At 70.4% G+C, this 25537-nt stretch carries 28 protein-coding genes; 16 read left to right on the forward strand and 12 right to left on the reverse strand.

The genetic code is table 11. The features are described 5' to 3' along the window. Nucleotides 1-33 precede the first annotated feature (33 nt). From ACFZDJ_RS36370 to ACFZDJ_RS36380, 3 genes are all read right to left on the reverse strand, one after another. Nucleotides 34-261 (reverse strand): DUF397 domain-containing protein, encoded by a 228-nt coding sequence (locus ACFZDJ_RS36370; RefSeq protein ID WP_391065344.1) that lies wholly within the window; start codon nucleotides 259-261, stop codon nucleotides 34-36. Continuing rightward, complete coding sequence (locus ACFZDJ_RS36375; protein ID WP_391065347.1) at nucleotides 258-1091, reverse strand: Scr1 family TA system antitoxin-like transcriptional regulator; 834 nt, start codon at nucleotides 1089-1091, stop codon at nucleotides 258-260. Before ACFZDJ_RS36375 ends, ACFZDJ_RS36370 begins: the two co-directional genes overlap by 4 nt. A 219-nt stretch (nucleotides 1092-1310) precedes the next feature. Further along, entirely contained in the window at nucleotides 1311-1580 is a 270-nt protein-coding gene (locus ACFZDJ_RS36380; RefSeq protein ID WP_391065349.1) for a hypothetical protein, read from the reverse strand. A 17-nt stretch (nucleotides 1581-1597) separates the two neighbouring features. Between ACFZDJ_RS36380 and ACFZDJ_RS36385 the strand changes: the two genes are divergently transcribed. From ACFZDJ_RS36385 to ACFZDJ_RS36405, 5 genes are all read left to right on the forward strand, one after another. Then, complete coding sequence (locus ACFZDJ_RS36385) at nucleotides 1598-1903, forward strand: hypothetical protein (protein ID WP_391065351.1); 306 nt, start codon at nucleotides 1598-1600, stop codon at nucleotides 1901-1903. Nucleotides 1904-2034: 131 nt separating this feature from the next. Next, on the forward strand, nucleotides 2035-2361 hold the full coding sequence (locus ACFZDJ_RS36390; protein ID WP_390930825.1) for a DUF6247 family protein: 327 nt from the start codon (nucleotides 2035-2037) through the stop codon (nucleotides 2359-2361). Beyond that, nucleotides 2358-2597: a hypothetical protein gene (locus ACFZDJ_RS36395; protein WP_390930827.1), complete on the forward strand. Its 240-nt coding sequence runs from the start codon at nucleotides 2358-2360 to the stop codon at nucleotides 2595-2597. Before ACFZDJ_RS36390 ends, ACFZDJ_RS36395 begins: the two co-directional genes overlap by 4 nt. A gap of 232 nt (nucleotides 2598-2829) precedes the next feature. Further along, the gene (locus ACFZDJ_RS36400) at nucleotides 2830-3048 is read left to right on the forward strand and encodes a hypothetical protein (protein WP_390930829.1); all 219 of its coding nucleotides are present in this window, start codon (nucleotides 2830-2832) and stop codon (nucleotides 3046-3048) included. A gap of 173 nt (nucleotides 3049-3221) precedes the next feature. Continuing rightward, nucleotides 3222-3926: a response regulator gene (locus ACFZDJ_RS36405; RefSeq protein WP_391065354.1), complete on the forward strand. Its 705-nt coding sequence runs from the start codon at nucleotides 3222-3224 to the stop codon at nucleotides 3924-3926. Here the strand turns inward: ACFZDJ_RS36405 and ACFZDJ_RS36410 are convergent. From ACFZDJ_RS36410 to ACFZDJ_RS36425, 4 genes are all read right to left on the reverse strand, one after another. Further along, nucleotides 3902-5656 (reverse strand): ABC transporter transmembrane domain-containing protein, encoded by a 1755-nt coding sequence (locus ACFZDJ_RS36410; RefSeq protein ID WP_390930833.1) that lies wholly within the window; start codon nucleotides 5654-5656, stop codon nucleotides 3902-3904. The genes ACFZDJ_RS36405 and ACFZDJ_RS36410 overlap by 25 nt on opposite strands. Before the next feature lie 92 nt (nucleotides 5657-5748). After that, nucleotides 5749-5889, reverse strand: a complete 141-nt coding sequence (locus ACFZDJ_RS36415) for a hypothetical protein (RefSeq protein WP_390930835.1) — start codon at nucleotides 5887-5889, stop codon at nucleotides 5749-5751. 71 nt (nucleotides 5890-5960) lie between these two features. After that, nucleotides 5961-6098 (reverse strand): hypothetical protein, encoded by a 138-nt coding sequence (locus ACFZDJ_RS36420; RefSeq protein ID WP_168509444.1) that lies wholly within the window; start codon nucleotides 6096-6098, stop codon nucleotides 5961-5963. A gap of 244 nt (nucleotides 6099-6342) precedes the next feature. Then, entirely contained in the window at nucleotides 6343-8142 is a 1800-nt protein-coding gene (locus tag ACFZDJ_RS36425) for a 5'-nucleotidase C-terminal domain-containing protein (protein ID WP_391065357.1), read from the reverse strand. Between the two features lie 270 nt (nucleotides 8143-8412). On the opposite strand from ACFZDJ_RS36425, the gene mshD reads away from it, so the two are divergent. Next, complete coding sequence (mshD, locus tag ACFZDJ_RS36430; protein WP_390930840.1) at nucleotides 8413-9339, forward strand: mycothiol synthase; 927 nt, start codon at nucleotides 8413-8415, stop codon at nucleotides 9337-9339. Nucleotides 9340-9457: 118 nt separating this feature from the next. On the opposite strand, the gene ACFZDJ_RS36435 is transcribed toward mshD, so the two are convergent. The 5 genes from ACFZDJ_RS36435 to ACFZDJ_RS36455 all read right to left on the reverse strand — a co-directional run bounded on the left by ACFZDJ_RS36435 (nucleotide 9458) and on the right by ACFZDJ_RS36455 (nucleotide 14382). Further along, nucleotides 9458-10045, reverse strand: coding sequence for an ABC transporter (locus tag ACFZDJ_RS36435; RefSeq protein WP_391065359.1), 588 nt, complete (start codon nucleotides 10043-10045; stop codon nucleotides 9458-9460). Nucleotides 10046-10302: 257 nt separating this feature from the next. Then, on the reverse strand, nucleotides 10303-11877 hold the full coding sequence (locus ACFZDJ_RS36440; protein WP_390930844.1) for an ABC transporter permease: 1575 nt from the start codon (nucleotides 11875-11877) through the stop codon (nucleotides 10303-10305). After that, on the reverse strand, nucleotides 11874-12734 hold the full coding sequence (locus tag ACFZDJ_RS36445) for an ATP-binding cassette domain-containing protein (protein ID WP_391065362.1): 861 nt from the start codon (nucleotides 12732-12734) through the stop codon (nucleotides 11874-11876). The genes ACFZDJ_RS36440 and ACFZDJ_RS36445 overlap by 4 nt, the downstream gene beginning before the upstream one ends. Further along, nucleotides 12731-13681: a zf-HC2 domain-containing protein gene (locus ACFZDJ_RS36450; protein WP_391065431.1), complete on the reverse strand. Its 951-nt coding sequence runs from the start codon at nucleotides 13679-13681 to the stop codon at nucleotides 12731-12733. The genes ACFZDJ_RS36445 and ACFZDJ_RS36450 overlap by 4 nt, the downstream gene beginning before the upstream one ends. Before the next feature lie 158 nt (nucleotides 13682-13839). Next, nucleotides 13840-14382: an RNA polymerase sigma factor gene (locus ACFZDJ_RS36455; RefSeq protein ID WP_060895010.1), complete on the reverse strand. Its 543-nt coding sequence runs from the start codon at nucleotides 14380-14382 to the stop codon at nucleotides 13840-13842. Nucleotides 14383-14571: 189 nt separating this feature from the next. Between ACFZDJ_RS36455 and ACFZDJ_RS36460 the strand changes: the two genes are divergently transcribed. From ACFZDJ_RS36460 to pstA, 10 genes are all read left to right on the forward strand, one after another. Further along, nucleotides 14572-14958, forward strand: a complete 387-nt coding sequence (locus ACFZDJ_RS36460) for a GntR family transcriptional regulator (protein WP_391065365.1) — start codon at nucleotides 14572-14574, stop codon at nucleotides 14956-14958. After that, complete coding sequence (locus ACFZDJ_RS36465) at nucleotides 14955-15842, forward strand: ATP-binding cassette domain-containing protein (RefSeq protein ID WP_390930848.1); 888 nt, start codon at nucleotides 14955-14957, stop codon at nucleotides 15840-15842. Before ACFZDJ_RS36460 ends, ACFZDJ_RS36465 begins: the two co-directional genes overlap by 4 nt. Beyond that, complete coding sequence (locus tag ACFZDJ_RS36470) at nucleotides 15839-16864, forward strand: ABC transporter permease (protein ID WP_391065367.1); 1026 nt, start codon at nucleotides 15839-15841, stop codon at nucleotides 16862-16864. Before ACFZDJ_RS36465 ends, ACFZDJ_RS36470 begins: the two co-directional genes overlap by 4 nt. Next, a complete protein-coding gene (locus ACFZDJ_RS36475; protein ID WP_391065370.1) occupies nucleotides 16861-17817 on the forward strand; it encodes a hypothetical protein in 957 nt (318 codons plus the stop codon). The genes ACFZDJ_RS36470 and ACFZDJ_RS36475 overlap by 4 nt, the downstream gene beginning before the upstream one ends. A 316-nt stretch (nucleotides 17818-18133) precedes the next feature. After that, the gene (locus tag ACFZDJ_RS36480; RefSeq protein ID WP_384914717.1) at nucleotides 18134-20365 is read left to right on the forward strand and encodes an RNA degradosome polyphosphate kinase; all 2232 of its coding nucleotides are present in this window, start codon (nucleotides 18134-18136) and stop codon (nucleotides 20363-20365) included. Then, complete coding sequence (locus ACFZDJ_RS36485; RefSeq protein ID WP_391065373.1) at nucleotides 20346-21473, forward strand: CHAD domain-containing protein; 1128 nt, start codon at nucleotides 20346-20348, stop codon at nucleotides 21471-21473. Before ACFZDJ_RS36480 ends, ACFZDJ_RS36485 begins: the two co-directional genes overlap by 20 nt. 10 nt (nucleotides 21474-21483) lie before the next feature. Then, entirely contained in the window at nucleotides 21484-21906 is a 423-nt protein-coding gene (locus tag ACFZDJ_RS36490) for an NUDIX hydrolase (RefSeq protein WP_168493086.1), read from the forward strand. A gap of 273 nt (nucleotides 21907-22179) precedes the next feature. Continuing rightward, on the forward strand, nucleotides 22180-23316 hold the full coding sequence (gene pstS, locus ACFZDJ_RS36495; protein WP_390930856.1) for a phosphate ABC transporter substrate-binding protein PstS: 1137 nt from the start codon (nucleotides 22180-22182) through the stop codon (nucleotides 23314-23316). Nucleotides 23317-23420: 104 nt separating this feature from the next. After that, on the forward strand, nucleotides 23421-24431 hold the full coding sequence (gene pstC / locus ACFZDJ_RS36500; RefSeq protein WP_384914727.1) for a phosphate ABC transporter permease subunit PstC: 1011 nt from the start codon (nucleotides 23421-23423) through the stop codon (nucleotides 24429-24431). Next, nucleotides 24428-25492 (forward strand): phosphate ABC transporter permease PstA, encoded by a 1065-nt coding sequence (gene pstA / locus ACFZDJ_RS36505; RefSeq protein WP_390930858.1) that lies wholly within the window; start codon nucleotides 24428-24430, stop codon nucleotides 25490-25492. Before pstC ends, pstA begins: the two co-directional genes overlap by 4 nt. Nucleotides 25493-25537: the final 45 nt, after the last annotated feature.

Genomic DNA, 25537 nt, shown 5'->3' on the forward strand with positions numbered 1-25537 from the left:
CATAGCCTCACCATTATCGACCGACAGCCCGTCTCATTCGAACGAGACGCCGCCGAACGCGTCCACGTTTCTGACCGCCCCCACGAAAGGCGCCCACGCCCCGGCACCGAGCACCAGCACGGGGCCCTGCGGGGCTTTGCTGTCACGGACGGGCACGAGGCCGGGGTAGCAGTCGGCGACCTCGACGCAGTTCGTGCCACCCCCGTCGCTGTAGGACGACTTGCGCCAGACAGCGGTGGTGAGGTCGGGGGTTCGGTTCATGATCTGCAATCCTCCAGAAGGCGCTTGATGAACGCCGTCGACTCCGCCGGAGTCAGAGCCGCGTCCCTGACCAGATCGTAGGACAACCGCAAGGACAGGACCTTGTCCGGATCGTCGATCAGCTCGCCGATGCCGTTGCCCTCCACGTAGGCAACGGGCTCGCCAACTCGCTGCCAAAGGAGCCAGAGGTGACTGTCCATAAGATCGTGCACACCGGCCGTGAAGGGCAGTACCTGGAGCGCGACGTTCGGACGTTCCGCCGCGTCCAGCAGGTATGACAGCTGGTCCGCCCACACCTTCACGTCAGGAACCGGGCGCCGCAGCACCCCCTCGTCCAGGATCACGCGCACTCTCGGCGCCGGTTCGCGGTACAGCAGCTCCTGCCGTCCCATGCGCAAGGCCACCTGCTCCTCGACGTCCTCGTCGTTGCCAGCCGTTGTCTGAGCTCCAGACAACCCTGACAACACCGCTCGGGCATACTCCTCGGTCTGCAACAGGCCCGGCACTCGCAGCTGGAACATCAACATGACCCGCGCGGTCGCTTCCAGCTCCATGAACGCCTTGTACTTGTCCTTGATGACGTCCTTGCGCGCATCCCGCCACAACCGAACCAGCAGGTCACCGGAGTCGTAATACCTGTCCAGGTCCTCCATGACCGCCTGCTTGGAGAGCCGCTGCCCCACCTCCAATCGGTACAGATAGCTCTTGTCGTACGACGTCTCCTCGGCCAACTGCCCCAGCGTCTTACCAGCCTTCTCCCGCAGAAGCCGCAGCGTCCGCCCGAGCGCGACACGCCCCGATTCCCCTTCTCCGTCAACCCGTTCGGCCATGTCACCCCTCCCCGTTGCCTGGCGCCCAGACAACACCGGCCCTCTTCCGCAGCGTACGGCGGAGCAGTGACGATCGGGACACGAACGGTAACGACCGCTCGTCAGGACCACAGCCACAACAAACCCCCGCGGTCGATAGCAGGTCGACCCGGGGGCGTGGCCGACGCTGTGCAAAGGAGCGCCGACATGGCCGAACGTATCGCGGGATTCTGCGAGTTACTACTGCTCGCACTGGTGCACGCACTGCTTCCCGCCCGGGGCCGCCACCGAGCGGTTCCGGCCCAACGGCCGGACGTAGGCAGGCCCCCGGCACCCTCCACCCCCGTGCACCGCCCCGTCGACGTACAGCCCTTCGAGCGGGACACCCACCTCGTACGCCCGTATCTCCTCACGGCGGAAGAGCGCCGCGCGCGGCGATCGCAGCGGCAGCGCCGACGTGCCCTCTGGCTGGCCGTGCACGGAATCGACGTCGGACCCCGCCGTATTCACGGAGCGGAGGTGTCCGCGTGAACAGCGCTGCCGGAGCGCCCGAACGGCTGCGACTCCTGCCGTGGACAACACCCGACGGCAAGCCCTGCTACCTGAGCACCGACAGCGACGGCAGCCGTCTCTCCCTGCTCGCCGACGACATCGAAGCGGCCCAGCTGGACTCCGGCGAGCAGGTACTGGCCGGTGCCAAGGCCGTACTCGCCGACCCCAAGGCCGGCGAGCGCGCGGTGCGCTTCGCGCTCACCAGGGCGACGGAGTCTCTCGCCGATGTGCTCCGTGTCGCGGTCAGCCGAGGCGAACGCATCCTCGGAGACGAACGGTGAGCGTGACAACAACACACCGTAACCGCCCCGCCCCGCCAACACCCTCATCCTCCAGCACTCGGCACCCAGCACCCTCTACCGTGGAACTCCGGTCACGACACACCGCCCCCGCCGGAGAAGAGAAACCGATCATGGCTCACGAGGTGGATCCGAACTCCTGCGAGAGAACACCCGAGGCGATCCGCACGGCCCTGCAACGGCGCCCCGACTGGCTGCAGGCCTTCGAGCAGGACTGGCTGAGCGCGGCGGCGGACTTCGATCAGGCGGCGCTCGACGCCGTGACCGAGAAGTGGTTCCCCTTCGCCTGTGCCTGCGCAACGCCCGGCTACCTCGACGACGTGGAGCAGACCGTCAAGCGCATGACCGAGGGCGACACCGAAGGCATGATTTTCCGCGACGCGGACGGGAACGCCTACGACGCTGACAACCACCCCATCGACGCGAGCAGGCGCGGGTGAGCGCGTACGCGATCAGGTACGCGGACCGTGCGGCTCAGCGTAAGGCCGCGCTGCCCGCACCTCAGCGTGCGTCCCTGGAGGAATTAGAGAAGCGCCTCAGCCTCAACCCGTTCGGCAGCCCCGCGATCAGCAACCGGGACAACAGCTGGTCGGCCTCGTTCAAAGGCGGCTTCATCACGTACGTCGTATCGAACCACCACGTCGTGATCAACGTCGTAGATCTGGTGGCGCTCTGACCGTCCCTTCCGCCCCGCTCACTTCGGCAGGTCGACAAACCGTCGGGCCATGCGGAGGGGTTCGGTCCGGAGGGTGTCGTCATCGAGGGTCACCTGAGTGAACAGCACCCGCGCCCCCGTCCCTCACCGGACGGGGGCGCGTTCGCGTTGCCTCACGGCGGCAACCTTTCCTCCCCCGGTGGCGACTGCCTCGTGACGGACCCCCTCCACAGCAGTCGAACGGGACCACCACGTGACTGAGATCCGCAAGGCGCGCCACCGCAGACGCAGAACCGCCCTCGTCGTCGGCGTGCCGCTGGCCCTGACCGCCGCCGGAGCGATGGCGTACGGCACGGTGTTCGGACTCTTCGGCGACGACGCCCAGCCGAAGGCGTCGGCCGCGACGAACACCCCGGCCTGGGCCACCGAGGCCGTCCACCGGGACCTCGTGACGTCCACCGCTGCCTCTTGACGTCCATCGCTGCTTCTCGACGTACATCGCTGCTTCATGACTCCCCGGGAGGCCGGGGGGCCTCCTGGGGAAGGCCGGGTCTTTCCGGCCGGGGAGGCTGGGCGCGGACACCGCCCAGCCTCCCCACACCCCTCTCCAAGCCCTCCCACAGCGCCCCGTTACACGTTGGGGGGATGGCGCGGAAGATCCTGCTGGCCGATGACGACAAGGCCGTACGTGAGGGGCTCGACCGGCTGCTCAGGTTCGAGGGGTACGAGACCGTCCTCACCGGGGACGGCCGCGAGGCCCTCGAACTGGTGGCCGGGGTGGACGAGCGGCCCGACCTGGTGCTGATGGACGTCACCATGCCCGGCCTCGACGGGCTGGCCGCGACGCGCCGGATCAGAGCCTCCGGGTCCACCGTCCCCATCCTCATGATCACCGGCCGGGACGCGGTCGGCGACCGTATCGTCGCCCTCGACAACGGCGCCGACGACTACCTCATGAAGCCGTTCGCCGCCGAGGAACTCCTCGCCCGGGTCAGGGCCTTGCTGCGCCGCAGCCCGCAGCCGAAACAGTGCGCTCCCCGTCTCGACGACCGGCTCGCCTTCGCGGACCTCGCCATGGACCGGCCCACCCGCACCGTCACCCGCTCCGACCGCCCCCTCGACCTGACCAGGACCGAGTACGCCCTGCTGGAGTTTCTGCTCCGGCATCCCGCCAAGGTCCTCAGCCGCGCCCAGATCCTCAAGGAGGTCTGGGGCTTCGACTTCGAGCCGACGTCGAACACGCTGGATGTGTACGTGATGTACCTGCGCCGGAAACTGGAGAGCCGCGGCGAACCGCGGCTCATCCAGACCGTGCGGGGGCTCGGCTACACGCTCCGCGCCGCCAAGTAGTCGAGTTCCGGTGTCGCGAGCCGGGCGTACGCCCCGCCCCACGCCATCAGCTCGTCGTGCGTGCCCGCCTCCACCAGCCGGCCGCCGTCCACCACCAGGATCCGGTCGGCGTCGGGGGCGAGGCTCAGATCGTGCGTGATCATGATGGTCGTACGGCCCGCCATCAGCCGCCGCAGCGGCTGCACCACCCGGCGTGCGGCGATCGAGTCGAGCCCGGCGGTCGGCTCGTCGAGGACCAGGACGGGCGCGGCGCGCAGCATCGCGCGGGCGATCGCGATCCGCTGGAGCTGGCCGCCGGACAGGGTGGCCGTGCCGGGCGCGATCTCGGTGTCGTACCCGTCGGGCAGCGCGCTGATGAAGTCGTGCGCGACCGCGTCCGTCGCCGCCCGCTCGATGTCCGCCTGGGACGCGCCCGGCCTGCCGCACTCGATGTTCTCGCGGATCGTGCCGTGCAGGATCAGTGTCTCCTGGGGCAGCAGCGCCACGTTCTCGCGCAGGAACTCCAGGGACACGTCGGGCAGCGGGACGCCGTCCAGGCAGACCACTCCGGCCGTGGGGTCGTAGAAGCGGGTGAGGAGTTTGGAGAGCGTCGACTTTCCGGCGCCGCTCGGACCGGTGACGATGACGAGTTCGCCGGGGCCCGCGGTGAAGGTCACGTCGTGCAGGGACTCGCGCTCGGCGCCGGGGTAGCGGAACGACGCGCCGTGGAAGCTGACCCAGCCGTGCACGGGCCAGTCCCGGACGGGCTCGGCGGGTTCGGTGACGGCCGGTTCGGTGTCCAGGATCTCCTGGATGCGTTCCGCGCCTGCGGTGGCGGCGGTGAGGGTGAGGCCGAGCTGCCCCAGATTGCGGATCGGCGGGTACAGGTAGCCGAGGAACGCGGCGAAGGCGAGCAACTGGCCCAGCGACATGCGCCCCTGCGAGATCTCCCAGGCACCGAGGCCGATCACCGCGAGCACGCACAGCGTCTCGACGACCTCGACGAACTGCTCGTACATCTCGCTCGCCCGTGCCCCGCGCACCGACGCCCGCATCCAGGCACGCGCCTCGCGGTCGAGCCGCCTCTCCTCGGCGCGGCGGCGGTTGTACGCCTGGGTCAGCACCACGTTGCCGAGGGACTCCTCGACGACCGAGGTGATCGCGCCGTCGGCGGCCCGCTCCTCCTGGGAGGCGGTCTTGATGCGGCCGGCGAACCGGCGGGCGGCGACGAGGAAGAGGGGGGCGAGGAGGAAGGTGACGAGGGCGAGGTCCCAGCGCAGCCAGAGCGCGGCGGTGGCGTAGAAGACGGCGGAGAAGGCGGCGGAGACCGTCCCGACGACACCCGACACGACCATCTGCTCGATGGCCTCGACATCACCGGTGAGCCGTTCGACCAGGTCGCCCTGGCGGTGCTTCTGGAAGAAGTCGGGCGGCAGGTCCTGGACGTGCCGGAAGACACTCGCGCGCAGGCGCAGGACGAATCTCTCCGCGGTCCACACGGCGAGCGAGTTGCCGAGGTAGCCGACGATCGCGCCGATCACGGCCACGCCCAGCCAGGCTCCGGCCGGCTCCCAGAACGCGGAGAGCGAACCGGCCTTCAGGGCATGGTCCGTGAGCTGTGCGAAGAGCAGGATCGAGGCCGTCTCGGCGAGCGCGGCCACGACCACGCAGCCGATGATCAGCAGCAGCCATTTGCGGTCGCCGCGCGTCAGCGGCCAGAAGCGTGCGAATGCCTCCCGTACTTCCCGCATATCAAATCAACTTCCCTTTCCGGTCCGGAACATGGCCGAGGCGGGGCCACCGGAAACCGATAATTCCCGGGGACCCCGCCTCGTGCGGGCTGCTACTGGCCCTGACGGCTGACCGGGCGCTTCTTCGGAGCGACGGCCTTCTTCGCCACCGGAGCCGACTCGGCCGGCCGGCGCTTCGCGACCGGGGCGGCCTTGTGGTGCTTCTTGACGGGGGCGATCTTGTGGAAGCTCATGATTTTCCCTCTCGTAGCTTTGACTGATCCGCTGGTCGCGGGTGGATCTGTTAATCGGGGGTGGATCTTGCTTACTTGTTGCCGACAGGGCGGCGCCCGGGCTTCTGCGCGATCGGGGCCGGCTTCGCGGGCTGGCGCTTCGCGGGCTTCTTCGGGGCCGGAGCGGGCTTGTGGTGCTTCTTGACCGGGGCGATCTTGTGGAAGCTCATGGGTGTCTCCTTGTTCCCTGCGGGTGAATTCCCTTTGCCGTTTGCGCTGTTCGCTTTCGACATGGAAAACACTACGGGACTCCGGACCCTGAAATCGCCAATTCGGATAAGACCTCAATGAATTACAGCTAAAACAAATTTTCAGATGGGCCGTGGAACCAATCCACTACTCACACAGAATTTAGGTCGAAAAAAGCGGGGCCGGTACGCATCCGCGTACCGGCCCCGCCTGTTCCGTAAGGGACTACCGCACGACCGTGATCCGGTCCGCCGTCGGCACCGGGTACGGCGCCGTGGCCGAGGAGGTGGCCGTCAGGTAGGACTCGAAGGCCGCCAGGTCGTCGCCGCCGACCACGACGTCCGCGCCCTTGCCGAGCTCGGCGAAGCCGTCGCCACCGCCCGCGAGGAAGGAGTTCATCGCGACGCGGTAGGTGGCGGCGGGGTCGATCGCCGCGCCGTTGAGCTTGACCGAGTCGGCGACCACCCGTGCCGCGCCGGACTTCGTCAGGTCCAGCGTGTAGGTCAAGCCCTTGGAGATCTGCAGGATCTTCGGCGCGGCCTCGTTGGCCCCGCTGACCTGCTGCTGAAGTGCCGTGATCACCTGAGCGCCGGTGAGGTTCACCAGGTTGACGGTGTTGGCGAACGGCTGGACCGTGTACGCCTCCCCGTACGTCACCACCCCGTCGCCCTCACTGCCGCTCGCCGCGTAGGTGAGCCCGGCGCGGATGCCGCCCGGGTTCATCACCGCGAGGTCGGCCTCGGGGTCGACGGACTTGGCGTACGCGAGCTGCGCGTCGGCGATCATGTCGCCGAGCGGGGACTCGTTACCGGTGTTGCCGATCTCGCCCGCGATGTAACCGATGGGACGCGAGGCGATCGGGGCGGAGAGCGTCTTCCACTTGCTGATCAGGGACGTCATGTCGGCGGCCTTCGCGACGTCACGGGTGACCACGTGGTTCGCCGACTTCACCGCCGTACGCGCGATGTCGCCGGTCCAGCGGTCGTACGTCAGCGTCGTGTCCGTGTAGAGGCGGCCGAAGGACGAGGCCGACGTCACCATGCGGGGCCGGCCCGACGGGTCCGGGATGGTGCAGGCGTACGCCTGGTGGGTGTGACCGGTGACCAGGGCGTCCACGGCCGGCGTGACGTTCTTGGCGATGTCGACGATCGGCCCGGAGATGCCGTCACCGGCGCCGGGGCTGTCGCAGTCGTAGTTGTACGCCGTCGACGCGGGCGCGCCGCCCTCGTGGATCAGCGCGACGATCGACTTCACGCCCTGGCGCTGGAGCACCTTGGCGTACTTGTTGATCGTCTCGACCTCGTCGCCGAACTTCAGCCCCTTGACGCCGTCGGCCGACACGATGTTCGGGGTGCCTTCCAGCGTCACGCCGATGAAGCCGACCTTGACGCCGTTCTTCTTCCAGACCCAGTAGGGCTTGAGGATCGGCTTGCCGGTCTTCTCGTCGGTGACGTTCGCCGCGAGGTACGGGAAGTCGGCTCCCTGGAACTTCGCCTTCTTGTCGTAGCAGCCGTCCGTGGGGTGGCAGCCGCCGTTCTGCAGGCGGGCCAGCTCCTTGGCGCCCTCGTCGAACTCGTGGTTGCCGACGCTCGTCACATCCAGGTCGAGCTTGTTCAGCGCGTCGATCGTGGGCTCGTCGTGGAAGAGCCCGGAGATCAGCGGGGAGGCGCCGACCATGTCTCCGGCGGCGGCCGTGATGGAGTACTTGTTGCCCTTGCGGGCCTCGCGCAGATGCGTGGCGAGGTACTCGACACCGCCCGCGTCGATCGACTTCGTCGTGCCGTCCGCCTGGAGCTCCGTGACCCGGCCGGACGATCCGGTCGGCGGCTCCAGATTGCCGTGCAGGTCGTTGAAGGACAGCAGCTGTACGTCCTGGTAGCGGCCGCTGCCGGGGTGGTGGTGCGGGGTCGACCCGTCCTGCCCTGCGCTCGCGGGCATCGCGGCGGCCAGGGCGCCGACCGTGGCCAGCCCAGCGGCGGCGGCGAGGATGCGATGGGTACGTCTGTGCCGGGGCGTCGGCGGCATGGGTTCCCCCCTGGGAGCTGTCGGAGCCGTCGGAGCTGTCCGAGCCGTGGGTGCTGCGAGAACTGCAAGAGCTTTGAGAGCTGTGGGACGGCCGTGGTTTTACGCGCACTTTAGAATCAACGCGCGTAGCGCAACAGGGGGTTCGGGGTTACAGACTGGTTGCCATCGCCTCACCACCACCTGACAGAAGCCCCTCCACACCCCGCCACGAGCCACATCGACTCCGCGCAACTCCTTGTCCGCAAAACACCGCGCCGTACCCTCGTATCCATGACCAGCGACGACACCGCGCCCCACGCCCTCACCCGCTCCATCGAGACCCACACCGCGCTCTCCCCGGCCCAGGCCGAGGATGTGCTCCGGCTGCTCGCGGAGGCCGCCCGGGCCGACGGGCAGCAGGCGGTCTCCGAGCAGGGCCGGCTCCAGCTGAAGGGCGGCGCCCGCGAGGGCGTGCGCCATCTGCTGCTGACCCTCGGCGACGAGCTGATCGGGTACGCGCAGCTGGAGGACACCGACCCGGTGGAGGCCCCGGCCGCCGAACTGGTCGTGCACCCGGCGCACCGCGGCCACGGCCACGGCCGGGCCCTGGGCTCGGCCCTGCTCGCCGAGTCCGGCAAGCGGCTGCGCGTGTGGGCACACGGCGGTCACTCCGCAGCGCGGCATCTCGCCCAGGTCCTCGGCCTCACCCTCTTCCGCGAACTGCGCCAGCTGCGGCGGCCGTTGACCGACCTCGACCTGCCCGAACCGAAGCTCGCGGACGGCGTGCGCGTCCGCACCTTCGTGCCCGGCGAAGACGACGCGGCCTGGCTCGCCCTGAACGCCGAGGCCTTCGCCCACCACCCCGAGCAGGGCTCCCTCACCCAGCGCGACCTGGACGACCGCAAGGCGGAGGTGTGGTTCGACCCGTCCGGGTTCTTCCTCGCCTTCCGCGGCGACGAACTCGTCGGCTTCCACTGGACGAAGGTCCACGCCGAGGAGGGCCTCGGTGAGGTGTACGTCCTCGGGGTCCACCCCGGCGCCCAGGGCGGCGGCCTCGGCAAGGCCCTCACCACGATCGGGCTCCGTCACCTCGCCCGGCAGGGTCTGCCGACCGCCATGCTCTACGTCGACGCCGACAACAAGGCGGCCCTGACCGTGTACGAGCGGCTCGGCTTCCGCACGCACGAGACGGACCTGATGTACCGAAGCGAGTCCTGACCGTCGGTCCGCTGTCCTTGTCGGTCCGCTGTCCTTGTCGATCCGGCGTCCCTGCCTGTCCGGCGTCCTTGTCGGTCCGGCGTCCCTGCCTGTCCGCGCCCGCGTCTTCGTGTCCGTGTCACCGGTGAGCGAAGACGGCGGGCCGCCACGTCCGTAGGGGTTCCACGCTGGACCACGCCCCGGCCAGCGCCGCCGTGACCAGGACCACCACCCATGCCTGGTGGGCGCCGTCCCAGCGCGGGTCCGACGGAGCGGGGAAGAGCGTCCACCGGTGGGGGAGCAGCAGGGGGGCCAGCACTGCCATGGCCAGTAGTCCGACGCACACCGCGCCTCCCGGCTCGGCCCGGTTGGTGAACCGCACCATGACCGCCGCGGCCGCCGTCGCGAGCAACGCCGTGGCGGCGGCCTCCAAGGTCGCGGCGCCCACCGGCGGCCGGGCCTGCTCCGGTATGAGGAACAGCGCGGCCGTCCACCAGAGCACGGCCGACGGGGCGACGAGCGCCACCCGCAGGCCGACCCGCACGGGACGCCGGGTCGGTACCGCCGCGGTGATGTGCCGGGCCGGATCGTCCAGCAGGAAGGCCAGGCCCAGAGCGAGGGTGAGCGCGGCGGCCCGCAGGAGGTTGAGGCCGGCTCCCGTGTCGAGCCGGAGGGAGAACAGCCGCGGCACCCCGGCGAGCAGCAGCCCCAGTACGGCACCGGTCATCAGCGACCTCCGGGGGAGGGTACGCCAGAGGGGACGGAGAAGGGCGCGGGCCACGGTGAACGGCCGCCCCCGGGACGGGATGCCGCCCCCGGTCACCCTACTTCCCACCGTTCCCGCCGTTCCCGCCGTTCCCGCCGTTCCCGCCGTTCCCGCCGTTCCCGCCGTTCCCACCGTTCCCGCCGTTCCGGCGCTCTCCACACCCCCGGTGCTTCCGGCACTCTCCGCGCTTTTGGCCGTACCTGCGTCGTCGAGCACGGTCACTCCTCGCATGTCTTGACGTTCAGCGCGCCCGGGCCGGTCGGCGCCGGGACTCCCAGCAGCTCAGCCACCTGGGCCGTCGTCGTCTTGGAGGAGGTGAGCTCCGCCCAGTGGGCCTTCACCTTGGGGATGACGCTGTAGCGGGGCTTGCGCAGCAACTCCTTGATCACCTCTGTCTGTGCGGCGTTCATGGAGACCGGGTTCGTGGGCGCGAGGGCGACCGCTCCGCCGTCGATGGAGTCGTCGATACGGAGATGGCGCAGCACGGTCAGCGGGTGGGACTCCGAGCCCAGCGCCAGCCACATGATGATCACCGCGCGGGCGTCGCACACTTCGCCGCTGGACGTCTCGTCCCCCGTCACCAGAACCGAGGCCACCCCCACGGCGAACTCCGGGACCCGGTTGCCGCCCCAGCGTGTAGTGACAGTCACCACCCCTGGCGCTTTGGCCGGGTCGAGCGCGGAGTCGCCCTCCAGGCCGTAGCCGGCGTTCACCCGCTGCCGTACGGTCAGCCGCTCGGCCGCGGCCGGGCCGCCCGCGAGGGACTGGACGCGCTGGACCACCTCGGCCCAGTCGGCGGTCTGGCCGGTCCACTCGGGGTAGGCGCAGTAAGTCGACCTTTCGTGCGCGACGCAGGTCTGCACCTTCTCCGGGGTGGCGGACGCCTTCGCGCGGGCCGCGATCAGCGCGGCCGAGTCACCCGGGGCCTGCCCCGCGATGCCCTGGGCCATCGCGGCGAGGGCGAGGACCGTGATCGCCTTGATCCTGGGCGTACGACCGCCGTTGATCAGCAGTGCGAGGCACAGCAGCAGCACGATGAGCCCCACCAGATACAGCACGTGCCAGGCGGCCGGGCGGCCCAGCAGGTCGGAGGGCAACGGGTGGGCGCCTTCCTCGGTGACCACCGGTGCCAGCCATCGCACCCAGTGCGTGCCCTGTGTGCTCGCGGACACGAGGGTCGTGATGACGTACATACCGATGACGAAGGGCGGGACGACGAACGCGAAGGGGATCGACCGTGCGACCAGGACCCCGAGGGCTCCGGCGAGGAGTATCGACAGCGGGCCCACGAGCAGTTCGGCGAGCGAGCCGTGGCCGACCGCGCCGGGTTTCAGGGCCGCCCAGGTGAACTCGAACCCCACGACCAGCGCGGTGAAGACCGCGAACGGCACGGCCGACAGGGCGTGGGCCAGCGACCGCCGCCACGGCTCCATGACCAGCACGTCGAAGTGCTGGTCGGTGCCGTGCCTGCGGGAGCGGAGCACGGCGCGGTTGATGCTGACGAACAGCACGAGGGCGAGGAGCAGGGGGGCGCTCTGGGTGGACCGGTCGACATCGTGGAGGACCGGATAGTCGTCCATGCCCTCCCGGCCGTTGAACATCCCCCAGCCGGTGTAGGCGACGTACAGGAGGAGGAAGACGAGTACCGGGATCTGCATCAGCAGTTCGCGTGCCTCGAAGCGGGCGAGGGCGATGAGGGCCCTCGCCCTGTTCGGGTGCAGGTCCCGGGCGGGCGGCTCCACCCCCGTGGGGGCCGCCTCCTCCACGACCGTGCGGGTCACCAGCTCGCTCATGCCGCCACCTCCGCCGGCTCGCCGTCGAGAGTGAGCAAGTAGCCGTCTTCCAGGGTCGGTTCGAGGAGATCAGCGCCCTTGGGCGGGTCGCCGACATTACGGAACGAGCCCGTGCCCGTACGCCAGCCGGCTCTCGCGCCGGGGTCGCGGGCCGTACTGCTCCACACCCGCCCCGCCGCCCGCGCGGTCAGCTCGGCCGGGGTGCCCTCGAAGCGGATGCCGCCGCGGACCATGACGATCACGCGGTGGCAGAGCATCGCGACGTCCTCGGTCTGGTGGGTGGAGAGCAGGACCGTGCGGCCCTCGCCTGCCTCGGCGATCATTTCCCTGAACCTCATGCGCTGTTCGGGGTCCAGGCCGACGGTCGGCTCGTCCAGGACGAGGAAGCCGGGGTCGCCGACCAGCGCGGCGGCCAGCCCGACCCGCTGGCGCATACCGCCCGAAAGCCTCTTGATGCGCTTGCCCCGCACGTCGGACAGGTCGACGGTCTCCAGCACGCGCCGCACCTCCCGGTGCCGGGCCGAGCGGTCCGTCAGCTCCTTCAGGATCGCCACGTAGTCGACGAACTCGAAGGCCGAGAAGTCCGGGTGGAAGGCCGGGGTCTGCGGCAGATAGCCCAGCGCGCGCCGCACGTCCAGGCGGCCCGAGGACGTGCCGGGGTCGTGCCCGAGCACCGTGAAGGCTCCCCGGTCGGCGGGCACGGCGGTGGCGAGCACCCGCAACAGGGTGGTCTTCCCGGCGCCGTTGGGCCCGAGCAGCCCGGTGACGCCCCCGCTCAGGCGCAGGGAGACGTCGTCGAGGGCGACGGTCCCGCCGTACCGGAGAGTGAGCCCGGAGGCGGAGACGGTGGGGGTCATGCGGCGCTCCTGTCGGAGAAGTCGGAGTGGTCGGCGAAGAGGGTGTGCGCGGGGGAGAAGTCGAACCGGTCCCGCACGAGATAGAGCAGCCCGGCGGCCAGTACCGCGACCGCGCCGGCGACGCCCTGGCCCAGTGCCGTGAACGGCGCGAGGGTGCCGCCGCCGGCCTTCGCGTGGGCCACCATCAGCAGCGTGACCCACGCTCCGCCGACCAGGCAGGGCGGGAGGACCGGCCCCCAGCGGGCGGTCAGTGCGAGCCCCGTCCCGGTGAGGGCGAGGGCGGGCAGCAGCCAGGCCAGCGCGCGCAGCCCGTAGGCGGGGAGTGCGAGGGTCGCGAGGCCGTTCAGAACGAGGCCGGTGGTGAGCACGGCCACCGTGCGGATCATCAGCAGCCGGAATCCGTGGAGGGGTGACACCACGGCCATCTCGTACGTCGGGTCGAGCACCGGTCCGTAGGACAGCGCGACGCCGGCGAGCGGGAGCAGGGGGGCGAGGGCGAGGAACAGCGTGGGCGAGGGCGCGACCCCTCCGACGTCGGTCGCCACCACCGTCATGAGGAGCACGAGGGCGACCGCGGCCAGCCAGGAGCGGCGCAGCACGGGCGTGGCCGCCAGCAGCCGTGCCGTGTGGTCGGCGACGCCGATCCGCACCAGCAGCGACTCGAGCAGCCGTGGTCGTGGCGCGTCCAGCTCGGCGTCGAGGCGCTCCCATCCGGCGTCCAGGACGACCGGATCGCTCACGGTGGCGAGCGCCTCCCGGCAGGGCGCGCACGCCACGAGGTGGGTGTCGACGGACCAGAGCCGGGGCGGCGCCAACTCGCCCCGCGCATAGGCCCGGAGGTCCTCGGCGTCCGCGTGCCACCGACCGTCCGGGGAGCCGCCGGCGCCGGGCGCGGGCCGATCGGCGTCACCCGCACCGGACGCGCCCCGACCGGCGGCCGGGTCCATCCCGCCACCGCCCGTGCCACCCGTACCGGATGCACCGCCCGTACCGCCCGCGCCGGACGTACCGAAGGCTGCCGCGTCCTCGTCCAACCCGCTCATGTTCTCTCCACCGCCACCCATGTCCCGGCGGTCTCCGCCGATGGCCTCGTCATCTCCGCCGCTCATGCCAGCTCCTCCCGCAGCTGCTTGCGCGCCCGCAGGGCCCGCGTCTTGACCGTGCCGGGTGGAATGCCGAGCAGGACGGCCGCTTCCCGGGTCGTGAGTCCGTCGATCACCGTGGCCTGGAGGACCGCGCGCAGCTCGGGCGAGAGCCGTATCAACGCGCCCGCGAGGTCGCCGTGTTCGACCCCGGCGAGGACACGCTCCTCGGCGGAGGCCTCGTGCCGGTGGCGGAAGCGGGCCAGCGTCTGGCGCAACCGGCCGCGCGCGCCGTCGCCGCGCAGTGTGTCGATCAGCCGCCGCGAGCCGATGCGCCACAGCCAGCCCGCCGCGTCGCCCTCCTCCCGGTAACTCGCGGTGCCGCGCCAGATGGCGAGGAAGGTCTCCTGCACGACGTCGTCGACGACCCCGGCATCGGCGCACCGGCCGCGCAGCCGCGCGGTCAGCCACGGCGCATACCGCCGGTACAGCTCCTCGAAGGCGCGACGGTCCGTGTCCGCCGCGATGGCCCGCAGCAGCTCCCCGTCGCTTCTCGTTTCCCTCACATCCCCTCATCGGACGAGCCCCGCCGAACGGTTCACGCATCCGGCATCGAATTTTCCGGGCTCGCCTCCGCGACGTCCCGGCTCACCTCCGCGACGTCCCGGCTCGCCTCCGCGATGTTCGGGCTTGACTCCGGACACCCCCTTGCACCACCCTTTCACTACTCAATTAGTGAAAGGGTGGTTGTTCGAGTGGTCGAATACCGCATCGACCGGCACAGCGGCGTGGCCACCTACGTCCAGATCGTCCAGCAGACCAAGCAGGCGCTGCGCCTGGGGATGCTGGAGCCGGGCGACAAGCTGCCCACGGCCCGCGAGGTCGTCGAGGCCACCGCCATCAACCCGAACACCGTCCTGAAGGCCTACCGCGAGCTGGAGCGCGAGGGCCTGGTCGAGGCCCGCCGCGGCCTGGGCACGTTCGTGCGCCGCGGCCTGAACACCACGCCCGCCGACTCGCCCCTGCGCACCGAACTCGACGCATGGGCGGAACAGGCCCGGGCGTCCGGTCTGGGCCGGGACGACGTCGCCGCACTCTTCACCGCCGTACTCGAAAAGCACTTCCAGGGAGAACCCTCATGACAGGCACCGCCGCGATAGAGGCCGCCGCGTTGGGCAAGCGTTTCGGCAGGCGGGGAAGGTGGGCGCTGCGGGACTGCACCTTCCGGCTGCCCGCCGGGCGGGTCTGCGCCGTCGTGGGCCCCAACGGCGCGGGCAAGTCCACGCTCCTCGCGCTGGCCGCCGGGCTGATGGCCCCCACCGAGGGTGCGATAGCCGTCCTGGGGGAGCGTGCGGGCGCGGCCCGCGAGCGGGTCGCCTACGTAGCCCAGGACAAGCCGCTGTATCGGCAGCTCACGGTCGCCGAGACGCTGGCCATGGGCGCCGACCTCAACACCGACCGCTGGGACGCGGCCACCGCCGAGCGCATCGTGGCCCACGGCGACCTGAACCCGAAGTCCCGCATCCGTTCGCTCTCCGGCGGCCAGTGCACCCGCGTCGCCCTCGCCCTCGCGCTGGCCAAGCGGCCCGAACTGCTGCTCCTGGACGAGCCGATGGCCGACCTGGACCCGCTGGCCCGGCACGAGATGATGGGCCTGCTCATGGCGCAGGCCGCCGAGTTCGGCACCACGATCGTGATGTCCTCGCACGTGATCGCCGAGCTGGAGGACTCCTGCGACCACCTGCTCCTGATCAGCGGCGGCCAGGTCCGCCTGGCCGGCGAGATCGATGACCTGCTGGCCGCCCACGTACATGTGTCCGCTCCCGCACAGACGGTCCTCGACCCGCACTCCGTCGTCGAGTCCCACACCACCGGCCGCCAGCTCACGGCGATGATCCGCCCGGCGGCCCCGATGCCCGACGACTGGCGGACCGGCACGCCCTCGCTGGAGGAGCTGGTCCTCTCCTATCTGCGCAACCCACAGGCCACCACCGCCCCCGTCAAGACCCAGGAGACCGTCGCGTGACCGCCCTCGCCACGCCCGCACCCCCGTCCACCGGACGCCGGTCCGGTGCGCCGAGCCTGCTCCGCTGGCTGCTGCGACTGCACCGGCCGGCCCTGCTCGCCTGGGTAGGACTCGTGATCGTTGTCGGCGCCCTCCTGCTCTGGCTCGGCGGTCCGCTCACCGACGCGTCGGCCGAGGCCTGGAAGCAGTACGACGCCTGCAAGACGGGCACCTGCGCCTACGACCAGCACGCGATCGGCCGCTACAAGGACTGGTACACCTACACGACGATCGCCGTCCTCGCCCTCCCGTTCCTGGTCGCCGCCTGGTCCGGCGCCACGCTGACCAGCCGCGAACTGGAGAACGGCACCGCACAGTTGGCCTGGACCCAGTCGATCTCCCCCGCCCGCTGGCTCGCCGCCAAGCTCACCCTCCCGGCCGTACTGGTCACCGTCGGCTCCGGCCTCCTGGTGGGCCTGCACCACTGGGCCTGGTCGACGGGCCAGGGCCGTATCGACACGGCCAAGAACTGGTACGACATCGGGACCTACGCCGCCAACGGCACGGCGACCTGCGCCATGGCCCTGGCGGGACTGGTGAGCGGCGCCTTCTTCGGCCTGCTCAAGCGGGCCTCCCTCGCCTCACTCATCGGCTCGCTGTGTGCCACGGGCTTCCTGTGGAGCGTCATCGCGCTGGCGACGCCCCACCTCTGGCCCACCGTCACCAAGGTCAGCAGCCTCAAGCACAGCGTCCCGTCGGGCTCAGGCATCAGCCTCTCCCAGGGCCTGCTGACCTCCACCGGCGCGCGCATCGCCAGCCCCCAGTGCGGCCCCATCACCGACGGGAACTGCCGGACCGTCTACACCAAGCTCGACGCCGTCAGCTACTTCAACGACTACCACCCCTACTCCCACTACTGGCCCCTCCAACTGACCGCGACCGCGATCATCCTCACCGTCACCGCCGCCCTCGCCGTGGCCACGTTCCAGCTCCTCAAGCGCCAGACCGGTTCGACGCACATCCGCAAGGAGTTCGCCGTATGACCGCCCTGGCCACCGCCCCGACAGCCGGTCCGCGACCGGCCCGCATGTGGCACGCGGTGCTGCGCCTGCACCGCGTCGCCCTGATCATCTGGGCGGTGATCTTCTCAGCCCTCTCCGCTGTCCTGCTCTGGGCCTACGGGCCCGGGGCGAGTGCCGCCCTCGCCGACCGGCGGCGCAAGTGCGGCGCCCACGGCTGCAACTGGAGCAGCGCCATCAGCAGCTACCACCTGGCCCACGCCGCCGCCGAGGTCGCAATCGGCGCCATCCCCTACGTCACCGCCGTCTGGGCGGGAGCCGTCCTCGTCGGCCGCGAACTGGAGAACGGCACCGCCCACCTCTCCTGGACCCAGGGCGTCTCCCCGACCCGCTGGCTGGCCACCACGCTCGCGGCGCCCGCCGCGCTGATCACCGCCGGCAGCACGGTCCTGGTACTGGTGCACCGACTGCTGTTCGACGCCCACAAGGTGCCGGTCACCTGGAACTGGTGGGACGACGCGACCTTCACCGCCAACGGCCCCCTCGCCATCGCCCTGCCGCTGCTCGGCCTCACCGTCGGCGCCCTCGCCGGCCTGCTCCTGCGCCGCGCCCTGGCCGCGGGCGGCCTCGCGTTCGTCGCCACGGCACTCGTCGACACCGTCCTCACCACCGCCCGCCCGTACCTGTGGCCGTGGGCGACCAGCCACGGCACCCTGGCCACCGGCTACGCCACACCGGCGAACGTTCTCTTCGGCGACGAGGGCGCCGTCACCTCCACCGGCGCCCACATCGCCGACCCGGGGTGCGGCCAGAGCGAGAAGTGCCTGGCGGCCCACGACGTCACCGGCTACTTCAGCGACTACCACCCCGCCTCCCACTTCTGGCCCCTCCAGCTGGTGGAAACCGGCATCGTCCTCGTCGTGACCGCCGCGGCCACCGCCGCCGCCTTCCGGCTGCTGCGCCGCCGCACCGCATAGCTCCCCCCGTGCCGGAGCCGCGTACGCCCGCGCGGGGGCGGGGCGTACGCCGCTTTCGGGCATGTAGACGTCCGGGAGCCGCTCCCCGATATCCCGCACGTCATGTCGCCGTAACCATCGATTCAGACGGGCTTGCGACGCTCAGCCAATGAAGCCCGCCGTGCCAGAGCCGTCGCCTCCACCGGAGCACGAGACCTCTCCGACGACGGGGAGCAAGGCGGTACCGGGGACGCGGAACGGGAACATCCGCCTCACCCCGCTGCCGCTCGCGCTCTCCGACGCGCCGGTCTCGCTCCCGGCGCGGAAGAATGGGTCCATGAACCAGCCCAGCGCCCAGGCACCGGTGCAGCACCCGCAGCCCTCCGTCGGCTCCATCGCCGCGCACCGCCCGCACACCGTGGCGGCGAACGTCTCCGACCTCGAGCCCGACATCGACGCCGACCTCGACGCGTACGAGGACATGGTGCAGGACGGCATCATGTTGCCGCAGGGCCGGTTCCTGGACCGCGAGCGCAGCTGGCTGGCGTTCAACGAGCGGGTCCTGGAACTCGCCGAGGACCCGAACACGCCCCTGCTCGAAAGGGCGAACTTCCTGGCGATCTTCGCCAGCAACCTGGACGAGTTCTTCATGGTCCGGGTGGCCGGACTGAAGCGCCGCATCGCGACCGGCGTGGCCACCAAGTCCGCCTCCGGCCTGCAGCCGCGCGAGGTACTGGAGATGATCTGGGCCCGCTCGCGCGAGCTCATGGCCCGGCACGCGGCCTGCTACCAGGAGGACGTCGCCCCCGCGCTCGCGGAGGAGGGCATCCACCTGGTCCGCTGGAGCGAACTGACGGAGAAGGAGCAGGCCCGCCTCTTCACCCTCTTCCGGCACCAGATCTTCCCGGTCCTGACCCCGCTGGCGGTCGACCCCGCGCACCCCTTCCCGTACATCTCGGGTCTGTCCCTGAACCTCGCGGTCGTCGTACGGAACCCGGTCAGCGGCCACCGGCACTTCGCCCGCGTCAAGGTCCCGCCGCTGCTCTCCCGCTTCCTGGAGGCCTCCCCCAACCGCTACGTCCCCATCGAGGACGTGATCGCGGCACACCTGGAGGAGCTCTTCCCGGGCATGGAGGTCCTGGAGCACCACACCTTCCGGCTGACCAGGAACGAGGACCTGGAGGTCGAGGAGGACGACGCCGAGAACCTGCTCCAGGCGCTGGAGAAGGAACTCATGCGGCGCCGCTTCGGGCCGCCGGTGCGCCTGGAGGTCGAGGAGTCCATCGACCGGTACGTCCTCGATCTCCTCGTACGGGAACTGAAGATCTCCGAGGCGGAGGTGTACCCGCTGCCGGGTCCCCTGGACCTCACCGGCCTGTTCGGCATCGGCGCCCTCGACCGGCCCGAGCTGAAGTACCCGAAGTTCATCGCGGGAACGCACCGCGACCTGGCCGAGGTCGAGTCGGCGTCCGCGCCCGACATCTTCGCCGCCCTGCGCGAGCGCGACGTCCTGCTGCACCACCCGTACGACTCCTTCTCCACCTCCGTGCAGGCCTTCCTGGAACAGGCGGCGGCCGACCCGGACGTGCTGGCCATCAAGCAGACGCTGTACCGGACCTCGGGCGACTCGCCGATCGTCGACGCGCTGATAGACGCCGCCGAGTCCGGCAAGCAGGTCCTCGTCCTCGTCGAGATCAAGGCGCGCTTCGACGAACAGGCCAACATCAAGTGGGCCCGGAAGCTGGAGGAGTCCGGCTGCCATGTCGTGTACGGACTGGTCGGGCTGAAGACACACTGCAAGCTGTCGCTGGTCGTCCGGCAGGAGGGCGAAACGCTCCGGCGCTACTCCCACGTCGGCACCGGCAACTACCACCCGAAGACCGCCCGGCTGTACGAGGACCTCGGCCTGCTCACCGCCGACCCGCAGGTCGGCGCGGACCTGTCCGACCTCTTCAACCGGCTCTCCGGCTACTCGCGCCGCGAGACCTACCGCCGTCTGCTCGTCGCCCCCAAGTCCCTGCGCGACGGTCTGATCGCGCGGATCAACAAGGAAGTCCAGCACCACAAGGCCGGGCGCCCCGCCTACGTCCGCATCAAGGTCAACTCGATGGTGGACGAGGCGCTCATCGACGCGCTCTACCGCGCGTCCCAGGCCGGAGTGCCCGTCGACGTGTGGGTGCGTGGCATCTGCGCGGTCCGGCCGGGCGTCACGGGCCTGTCCGAAAACATACGCGTACGGTCCGTGCTCGGCCGCTTCCTCGAACACTCCCGTGTCTTCGGCTTCGGCAACGGCGGAGAGCCGGAGGTCTGGATCGGCAGCGCGGACATGATGCACCGCAACCTGGACCGGCGGATCGAGGCCCTGGTCAGGATCACCGACCCGGCTCACCGGGCAGCCCTCAACCGGCTGTTCGAGACCGGGATGTCCGACACCACCGCCTCCTGGCACCTGGGCCCGGACGGCGAGTGGACCCGGCACTCGACCGACGCGGATGGCCAGCCCCTGCGGAACGTCCAGGAGATGCTCATAGACGCCCGGAGGCGCCGGCGTGGCACAGCAACACCTTGAACCCCCCACCGACTCCCCGGCCGGGCCCATGTCAGGAGACGCCCTCGCGGGCTACCTGAGGGCCCAGGCCACGGAGTTCCTCCGCTCCCTGCGACAGCACCGGGAGAACGGCACCGACGCGGGTACCTCCGCCCGGGCGAAGCCGAGAGCGGAGTCGCGCGCCGAGTCGCGCGCCGAGTCGCGAGACGTGTCACGAGACGTGTCACGGGCGGGGGAGAACGGCTCGGGGGAATCGGTCGACGCGGCGCGCGCCCTGCGCCGCTCGGCCCGCCGCATCAGCGGCACCCTGCACACCTTCCGGCCGCTGCTCGACGCGGAGTGGTCGGAGGGCATGCGGCCCGAACTGGCATGGCTCTCGGGCACCCTGGCCCGTGAGCACGCCTACGCGGCCCGCCTGGAACGGCTGCTCGGCGCGCTGAACCGGCTCTCGGGCGCGGCCGGCCTCCCGACACAGGCCGCGCAGAACACCGGGGCGTCGGCCAAAGGCAGTCTGACCGTCGGCGCCGCGAAGGCGGGCGCGCTGCTCGACCGCCAGCTGACGCTGGCCCGCACCCGGGCCCACTCGGCCGCGCTCCAGGCGCTCGGCTCCTCCCGCTTCCACGCCGTCGCGGACAGCGTCGCCGTGCTCGCCAGCGAGGTGCCGCTCACCCCGGCGGCCGCCACGGCCGACCTGCGCCCGCTGGCCGCCGCCGCGACGGACCGGCTGACCGACGCGGTCACCGCGCTGCCGCTGGTCACCGCGGGCCACCCGTACAACGCCGAGGCCCTCGTGCACGGCCTCTCCGCGGACACCGCGCCCCATCCCCAGGACGCGCCCTGGCACCAGGTCCGGCTGCTGCTGCGCCTGCACCGCTACGCGTGCGAGGTCCTCTACGGGGAGGACGCCCCCATCGACGTACGACTGCTCCGCGCGGGTCAGGCCCTCAACCGGCACCGGGACGCGGCGGAGGCGGCCGCAGCCGCCGCGTCGGCGGCCCGCACCCCGCGCATCGCCCCGGCCACCGCGTACGCGCTCGGCGTGCTCCACGCCGACCAACGGCACGAGGTGGAGGCGGCACGGTTCGCGTTCCAGCAGAACTGGCAGAAGGAAACCGTGCGCACCCCGTGAGGGAGGCCAGATGACCGAGGACACCTTCAAGGCCGTACGGGCGGCGGGCTGCGTCCTGTGGCGCCGCTCGCCTCTCGGCGGTGAGCTGGAGATATGTCTCGTCCACCGGCCGAAGTACGACGACTGGTCGCATCCGAAGGGCAAGCTCAAACGCGGCGAGGAACCGCTCGCGGGGGCGCTGCGGGAGGTCCAGGAGGAGACGGGGTACACCGCCGCGCCCGGCGCCGCCCTGCCCACCGTCCGTTATCCCGTCGCCGGCCGCCCCAAGGAGGTCCGCTACTGGGCGGCCGAGGCGACGGACGGCCGCTTCGCGCCGAACGACGAGGTCGACCGCGTCCTGTGGCTCTCCCCCGCCGCGGCCCGCGACCGTCTGACCCAGCCCAGGGACGCCGATCTGGTTGACGCCCTGCTGAGCGTGCTTCACCTGACCTAGGGCCCGTCCGCCCGGTCATATGCGTACATGGGTGGTCATATGCGGTTAGCTCGATCGGGATCCCACCGTGTCCTCGACGTAAGCGTTCCGTGACCTCACCGCACCGCCCGCAGGGGTTCACCCTCCGTTCACTTACGGCCATCGACGCCTTCACCTGATCTGCCTAATTTCGGCCTTACCCGGTGCGGAACGCCTCCTGCGTGTGGCCTCCGCATCACACAGACCTCGCACGCCGCCAACCAGACGGCGGCTCCTGGAAGGAACACCCCAACAGTGAAGCTTCAGCGCAAGAACCGGCTTCGCGCCCTTTCGCTCGGTGCTGTCGCCGTCTCCGGCGCCCTGGCCCTCACGGCGTGCGGCTCCGACGACACCGGCACCAAGAGCAGCGCCACGGGCGGCTCGACCACGGGCTCCGCCAGCTCGATCAAGTGTGACAACGCCAAGGGTCAGCTGCTCGCCGACGGCTCGTCCGCGCAGAAGAACGCGATCGACGCCTGGGTCAAGGAGTTCAGCGCCGCCTGCTCCGGCGTGCAGATCAACTACAAGGGCGGCGGCTCCGGCGCCGGTGTCACCGCGTTCACCCAGGGCCAGGTCGCCTTCGCCGGCTCGGACTCCGCGCTGAAGCCCGAAGAGGTCACCGCCTCCAAGAAGATCTGCACCGGCGGCGGCCAGGGCATCGACCTCCCGATGGTCGGCGGCCCGATCGCGGTCGGCTTCAACGTCCCGGGCGTCGACAAGCTGGTCCTGAACGCCTCGACGATCGCCAAGATCTTCGACAGCAAGATCAGCAAGTGGAACGACGCGGCGATCGCGAAGCTGAACCCGGGCGTCAAGCTGCCCGACCTCAAGATCCAGGCGTTCCACCGCTCGGACGAGTCCGGCACCACGGACAACTTCACCAAGTACCTGATCGCCGCGGCCCCCTCCGACTGGAAGTACTCCGGCGGCAAGGCCTGGCAGGCCAAGGGCGGCCAGTCCGCTCCGCAGTCCTCCGGTGTCGCCCAGCAGGTGAAGCAGACCTCCGGCGCCATCGGTTACATGGAGCTGTCGTTCGCCAAGGACGGCATCAAGGCGGCCAGCATCGACACGGGCGCCAGCGCCCCGGTCGAGGCCACCGTCGACAACGCCACCAAGGCCATCGCGGACGCCCAGGTCATCGGCACGGGCAAGGACCTCTCGCTCAAGCTGAACCGCGCCACCAAGGCCGACGGCGCCTACCCGATCACCCTGGTCACGTACGAGATCGTCTGCGACAAGGGCAACAAGTCGGACACCCTGGCCGCCACGAAGGCGTTCCTGACCTACATTGCGAGCGAGGACGGCCAGAAGGTCCTCTCCTCCATCGACTACGCGCCGATCCCGGCCGACATCATCACCAAGGTCCGCACCACCATCGCGGGCCTGAGCTGACCTAAGTGTGCGGCCCGGCCCCGAACCGGGGCCGGGCCGCACCGTCCGGTGCACCGCCGCCAGGAGCCGCACACCAAGTACGGCTCTGCAGACCGGAGATCCCGATGGACATATCGACACAGAACACAGACGAAGCGCCTCCCCCCACCCCCCAGCCTTCCGTGGCCGTGCAGAAGCGCGAGAGCCGCGGCGCCACCCGACCCGGTGACCGGATCTTCCTCGGTCTCTCCCGCGGGTCGGGCATCTTCCTGCTGGTGATCATGGCCGCCATCGCGGTCTTCCTCACCTATCGCGCCTCGCTCGCGATCAGCAAGGACCACGGCAACTTCCTCACCACCTTCGAGTGGAACACCAACACCATCCCGCCGGTCTTCGGCATCGCCGTCCTGGCCTTCGGCACGGTGATCTCCTCGATCATCGCCATGGCCCTGGCGGTCCCCGTCGCGGTCGCCATCGCGCTGTTCATCACGCACTACGCACCGCGCAGGCTGAGCGGCCCGGTCGCCTACGTGATCGACCTGCTCGCCGCCGTGCCGTCCATCGTCTACGGCCTGTGGGGCGCCCTCGTCCTGGTGCCGCACATGAACGGCCTCTTCGGCTGGCTGGACAAGTACCTCGGCTGGACCGGCATCTTCAGCTGGCAGGGCGGCGCGCCCCGCTCGATGCTCACCGTCAGCATCCTGCTCGCGATCATGATCCTGCCGATCATCACCAACGTGAGCCGCGAGGTCTTCCGCCAGGTCCCGCAGATGCACGAGGAGGCCGCGCTGGCCCTCGGCGCCACGCGCTGGGAGGTCATCCGCATGTCGGTGCTGCCCTTCGGCCGCTCCGGCGTCATCTCCGCGTCGATGCTGGGTCTCGGCCGCGCGCTCGGTGAGACAATGGCCGTCGCCACGGTCCTCTCACCGACCTTCGACATCAACGCCAGCCTGCTCGACCCGGGTGGCGGCACCTTCGCACAGAACATCGCCAGCAAGTTCGGCGAGGCGACCGCGGACGGCCGTGACGCGCTGATCGCGTCCGGTCTGGTCCTCTTCGTCATCACCCTGCTGGTCAACGGCGCGGCCCGGGTCATCATCGCCCGTCGCGCGGAGTACTCGGGGGCCAACGCATGAGCCACTCAGCACCCGTCGCGGACAAGCGTCCCAGCACCCTGCGCGGCGCGACCCTGCCCAAGTGGTCCCCGTGGGCGATCGCCGCAGGCGCCGTCGTGGTCGCCGTGGTCATCGGCCTTGTCGGCGGTCTCGACAGCAAGGTCCAGTGGGGCCTGATCGCCGGAATCCTCTTCGTCCTCGGTACGTACGGCATCGCCGCGCGCGTCGAGGGCCGCCGCCAGGCCAAGGACCGCGTCGCGACCAGCCTCGTGTGGGTCTGCTTCCTCATCGCCGTCGTCCCGCTGGCCTCCCTGATCTGGACCACCGTCAAGCGCGGTGTGAAGGTCTTCGACGTCTACTTCCTGACCCACTCGATGGGTGTGGTCGCGGACTCCGAGCCCGGCGGCGGCATCTACCACGCCATCGTCGGCACGCTGGAGCAGGTCGGTCTCGCCACCCTGATCGCGGCGCCGATCGGTGTACTCACCGCCGTCTACCTGGTGGAGTACGGGCGCGGCAAGCTCTCCACTGCCATCACCTTCTTCGTCGACGTGATGACGGGCATCCCCTCGATCGTCGCCGGTCTGTTCATCCTGAGCCTGATGCTCATCCTGGACCTGCAGCCCTTCGGCTTCGCCGGTTCGCTGGCCCTGGCCATCCTGATGATGCCCGTCGTGGTCCGCTCCACCGAGGAGATGCTCAAGCTCGTACCGAACGAGCTGCGCGAAGCCTCCCTGGCGCTCGGCGTGCCGAAGTGGCGCACGATCCTCAAGGTGGTCCTGCCGACCTCGATCGGTGGCATCACGACCGGTGTCATGCTCGCCGTCGCACGCATCACGGGCGAGACCGCCCCGGTGCTGCTGCTGGTGTGGGGCACGAACTTCATCAACACCAACCCGTTCTCCGGAGCGCAGGCCTCGCTGCCGCTGTACATCTACCAGCAGTACGCGAACAGCGCCGGTTCGAACGCGGCGTACGACCGCGCCTGGGCGGCGGCACTCGCCCTGATCGCCTTCGTGATGATCCTCAACCTGGTGGCTCGCGGCATCGCCCGCTGGAAGGCACCGAAGACAGGTCGCTGACGCGGCCATATCAGCGACCAGCAGCATCCCCCTCGAAAGAAGCAG

This window comes from Streptomyces sp. NPDC007896 (assembly GCF_042959425.1).
Lineage (GTDB): Bacteria > Actinomycetota > Actinomycetes > Streptomycetales > Streptomycetaceae > Streptomyces.

Excerpts from the sequence above, each read along its gene's own strand:
- ACFZDJ_RS36370 (WP_391065344.1), bottom strand. The coding sequence starts at position 261 with ATGAACCGAACCCCCGACCTCACCACCGCTGTCTGGCGCAAGTCGTCC.
- ACFZDJ_RS36415 (WP_390930835.1), bottom strand. The coding sequence starts at position 5,889 with ATGAGCTTCCACAAGATCGCCCCCGTCAAGAAGCACCACAAGGCCGCC.
- ACFZDJ_RS36375 (WP_391065347.1), bottom strand. The coding sequence starts at position 1,091 with ATGGCCGAACGGGTTGACGGAGAAGGGGAATCGGGGCGTGTCGCGCTC.
- ACFZDJ_RS36450 (WP_391065431.1), bottom strand. The coding sequence starts at position 13,681 with ATGGACCCGGCCGCCGGTCGGGGCGCGTCCGGTGCGGGTGACGCCGAT.
- ACFZDJ_RS36440 (WP_390930844.1), bottom strand. The coding sequence starts at position 11,877 with ATGAGCGAGCTGGTGACCCGCACGGTCGTGGAGGAGGCGGCCCCCACG.
- ACFZDJ_RS36475 (WP_391065370.1), top strand. The coding sequence starts at position 16,861 with ATGACCGCCCTGGCCACCGCCCCGACAGCCGGTCCGCGACCGGCCCGC.
- ACFZDJ_RS36410 (WP_390930833.1), bottom strand. The coding sequence starts at position 5,656 with ATGCGGGAAGTACGGGAGGCATTCGCACGCTTCTGGCCGCTGACGCGC.
- ACFZDJ_RS36405 (WP_391065354.1), top strand. The coding sequence starts at position 3,222 with ATGGCGCGGAAGATCCTGCTGGCCGATGACGACAAGGCCGTACGTGAG.
- ACFZDJ_RS36425 (WP_391065357.1), bottom strand. The coding sequence starts at position 8,142 with ATGCCGCCGACGCCCCGGCACAGACGTACCCATCGCATCCTCGCCGCC.
- ACFZDJ_RS36435 (WP_391065359.1), bottom strand. The coding sequence starts at position 10,045 with ATGACCGGTGCCGTACTGGGGCTGCTGCTCGCCGGGGTGCCGCGGCTG.
- mshD (WP_390930840.1), top strand. The coding sequence starts at position 8,413 with ATGACCAGCGACGACACCGCGCCCCACGCCCTCACCCGCTCCATCGAG.
- ACFZDJ_RS36445 (WP_391065362.1), bottom strand. The coding sequence starts at position 12,734 with ATGACCCCCACCGTCTCCGCCTCCGGGCTCACTCTCCGGTACGGCGGG.
- ACFZDJ_RS36390 (WP_390930825.1), top strand. The coding sequence starts at position 2,035 with ATGGCTCACGAGGTGGATCCGAACTCCTGCGAGAGAACACCCGAGGCG.
- ACFZDJ_RS36420 (WP_168509444.1), bottom strand. The coding sequence starts at position 6,098 with ATGAGCTTCCACAAGATCGCCCCGGTCAAGAAGCACCACAAGCCCGCT.
- ACFZDJ_RS36490 (WP_168493086.1), top strand. The coding sequence starts at position 21,484 with ATGACCGAGGACACCTTCAAGGCCGTACGGGCGGCGGGCTGCGTCCTG.
- ACFZDJ_RS36465 (WP_390930848.1), top strand. The coding sequence starts at position 14,955 with ATGACAGGCACCGCCGCGATAGAGGCCGCCGCGTTGGGCAAGCGTTTC.
- pstC (WP_384914727.1), top strand. The coding sequence starts at position 23,421 with ATGGACATATCGACACAGAACACAGACGAAGCGCCTCCCCCCACCCCC.
- ACFZDJ_RS36480 (WP_384914717.1), top strand. The coding sequence starts at position 18,134 with ATGAACCAGCCCAGCGCCCAGGCACCGGTGCAGCACCCGCAGCCCTCC.
- pstA (WP_390930858.1), top strand. The coding sequence starts at position 24,428 with ATGAGCCACTCAGCACCCGTCGCGGACAAGCGTCCCAGCACCCTGCGC.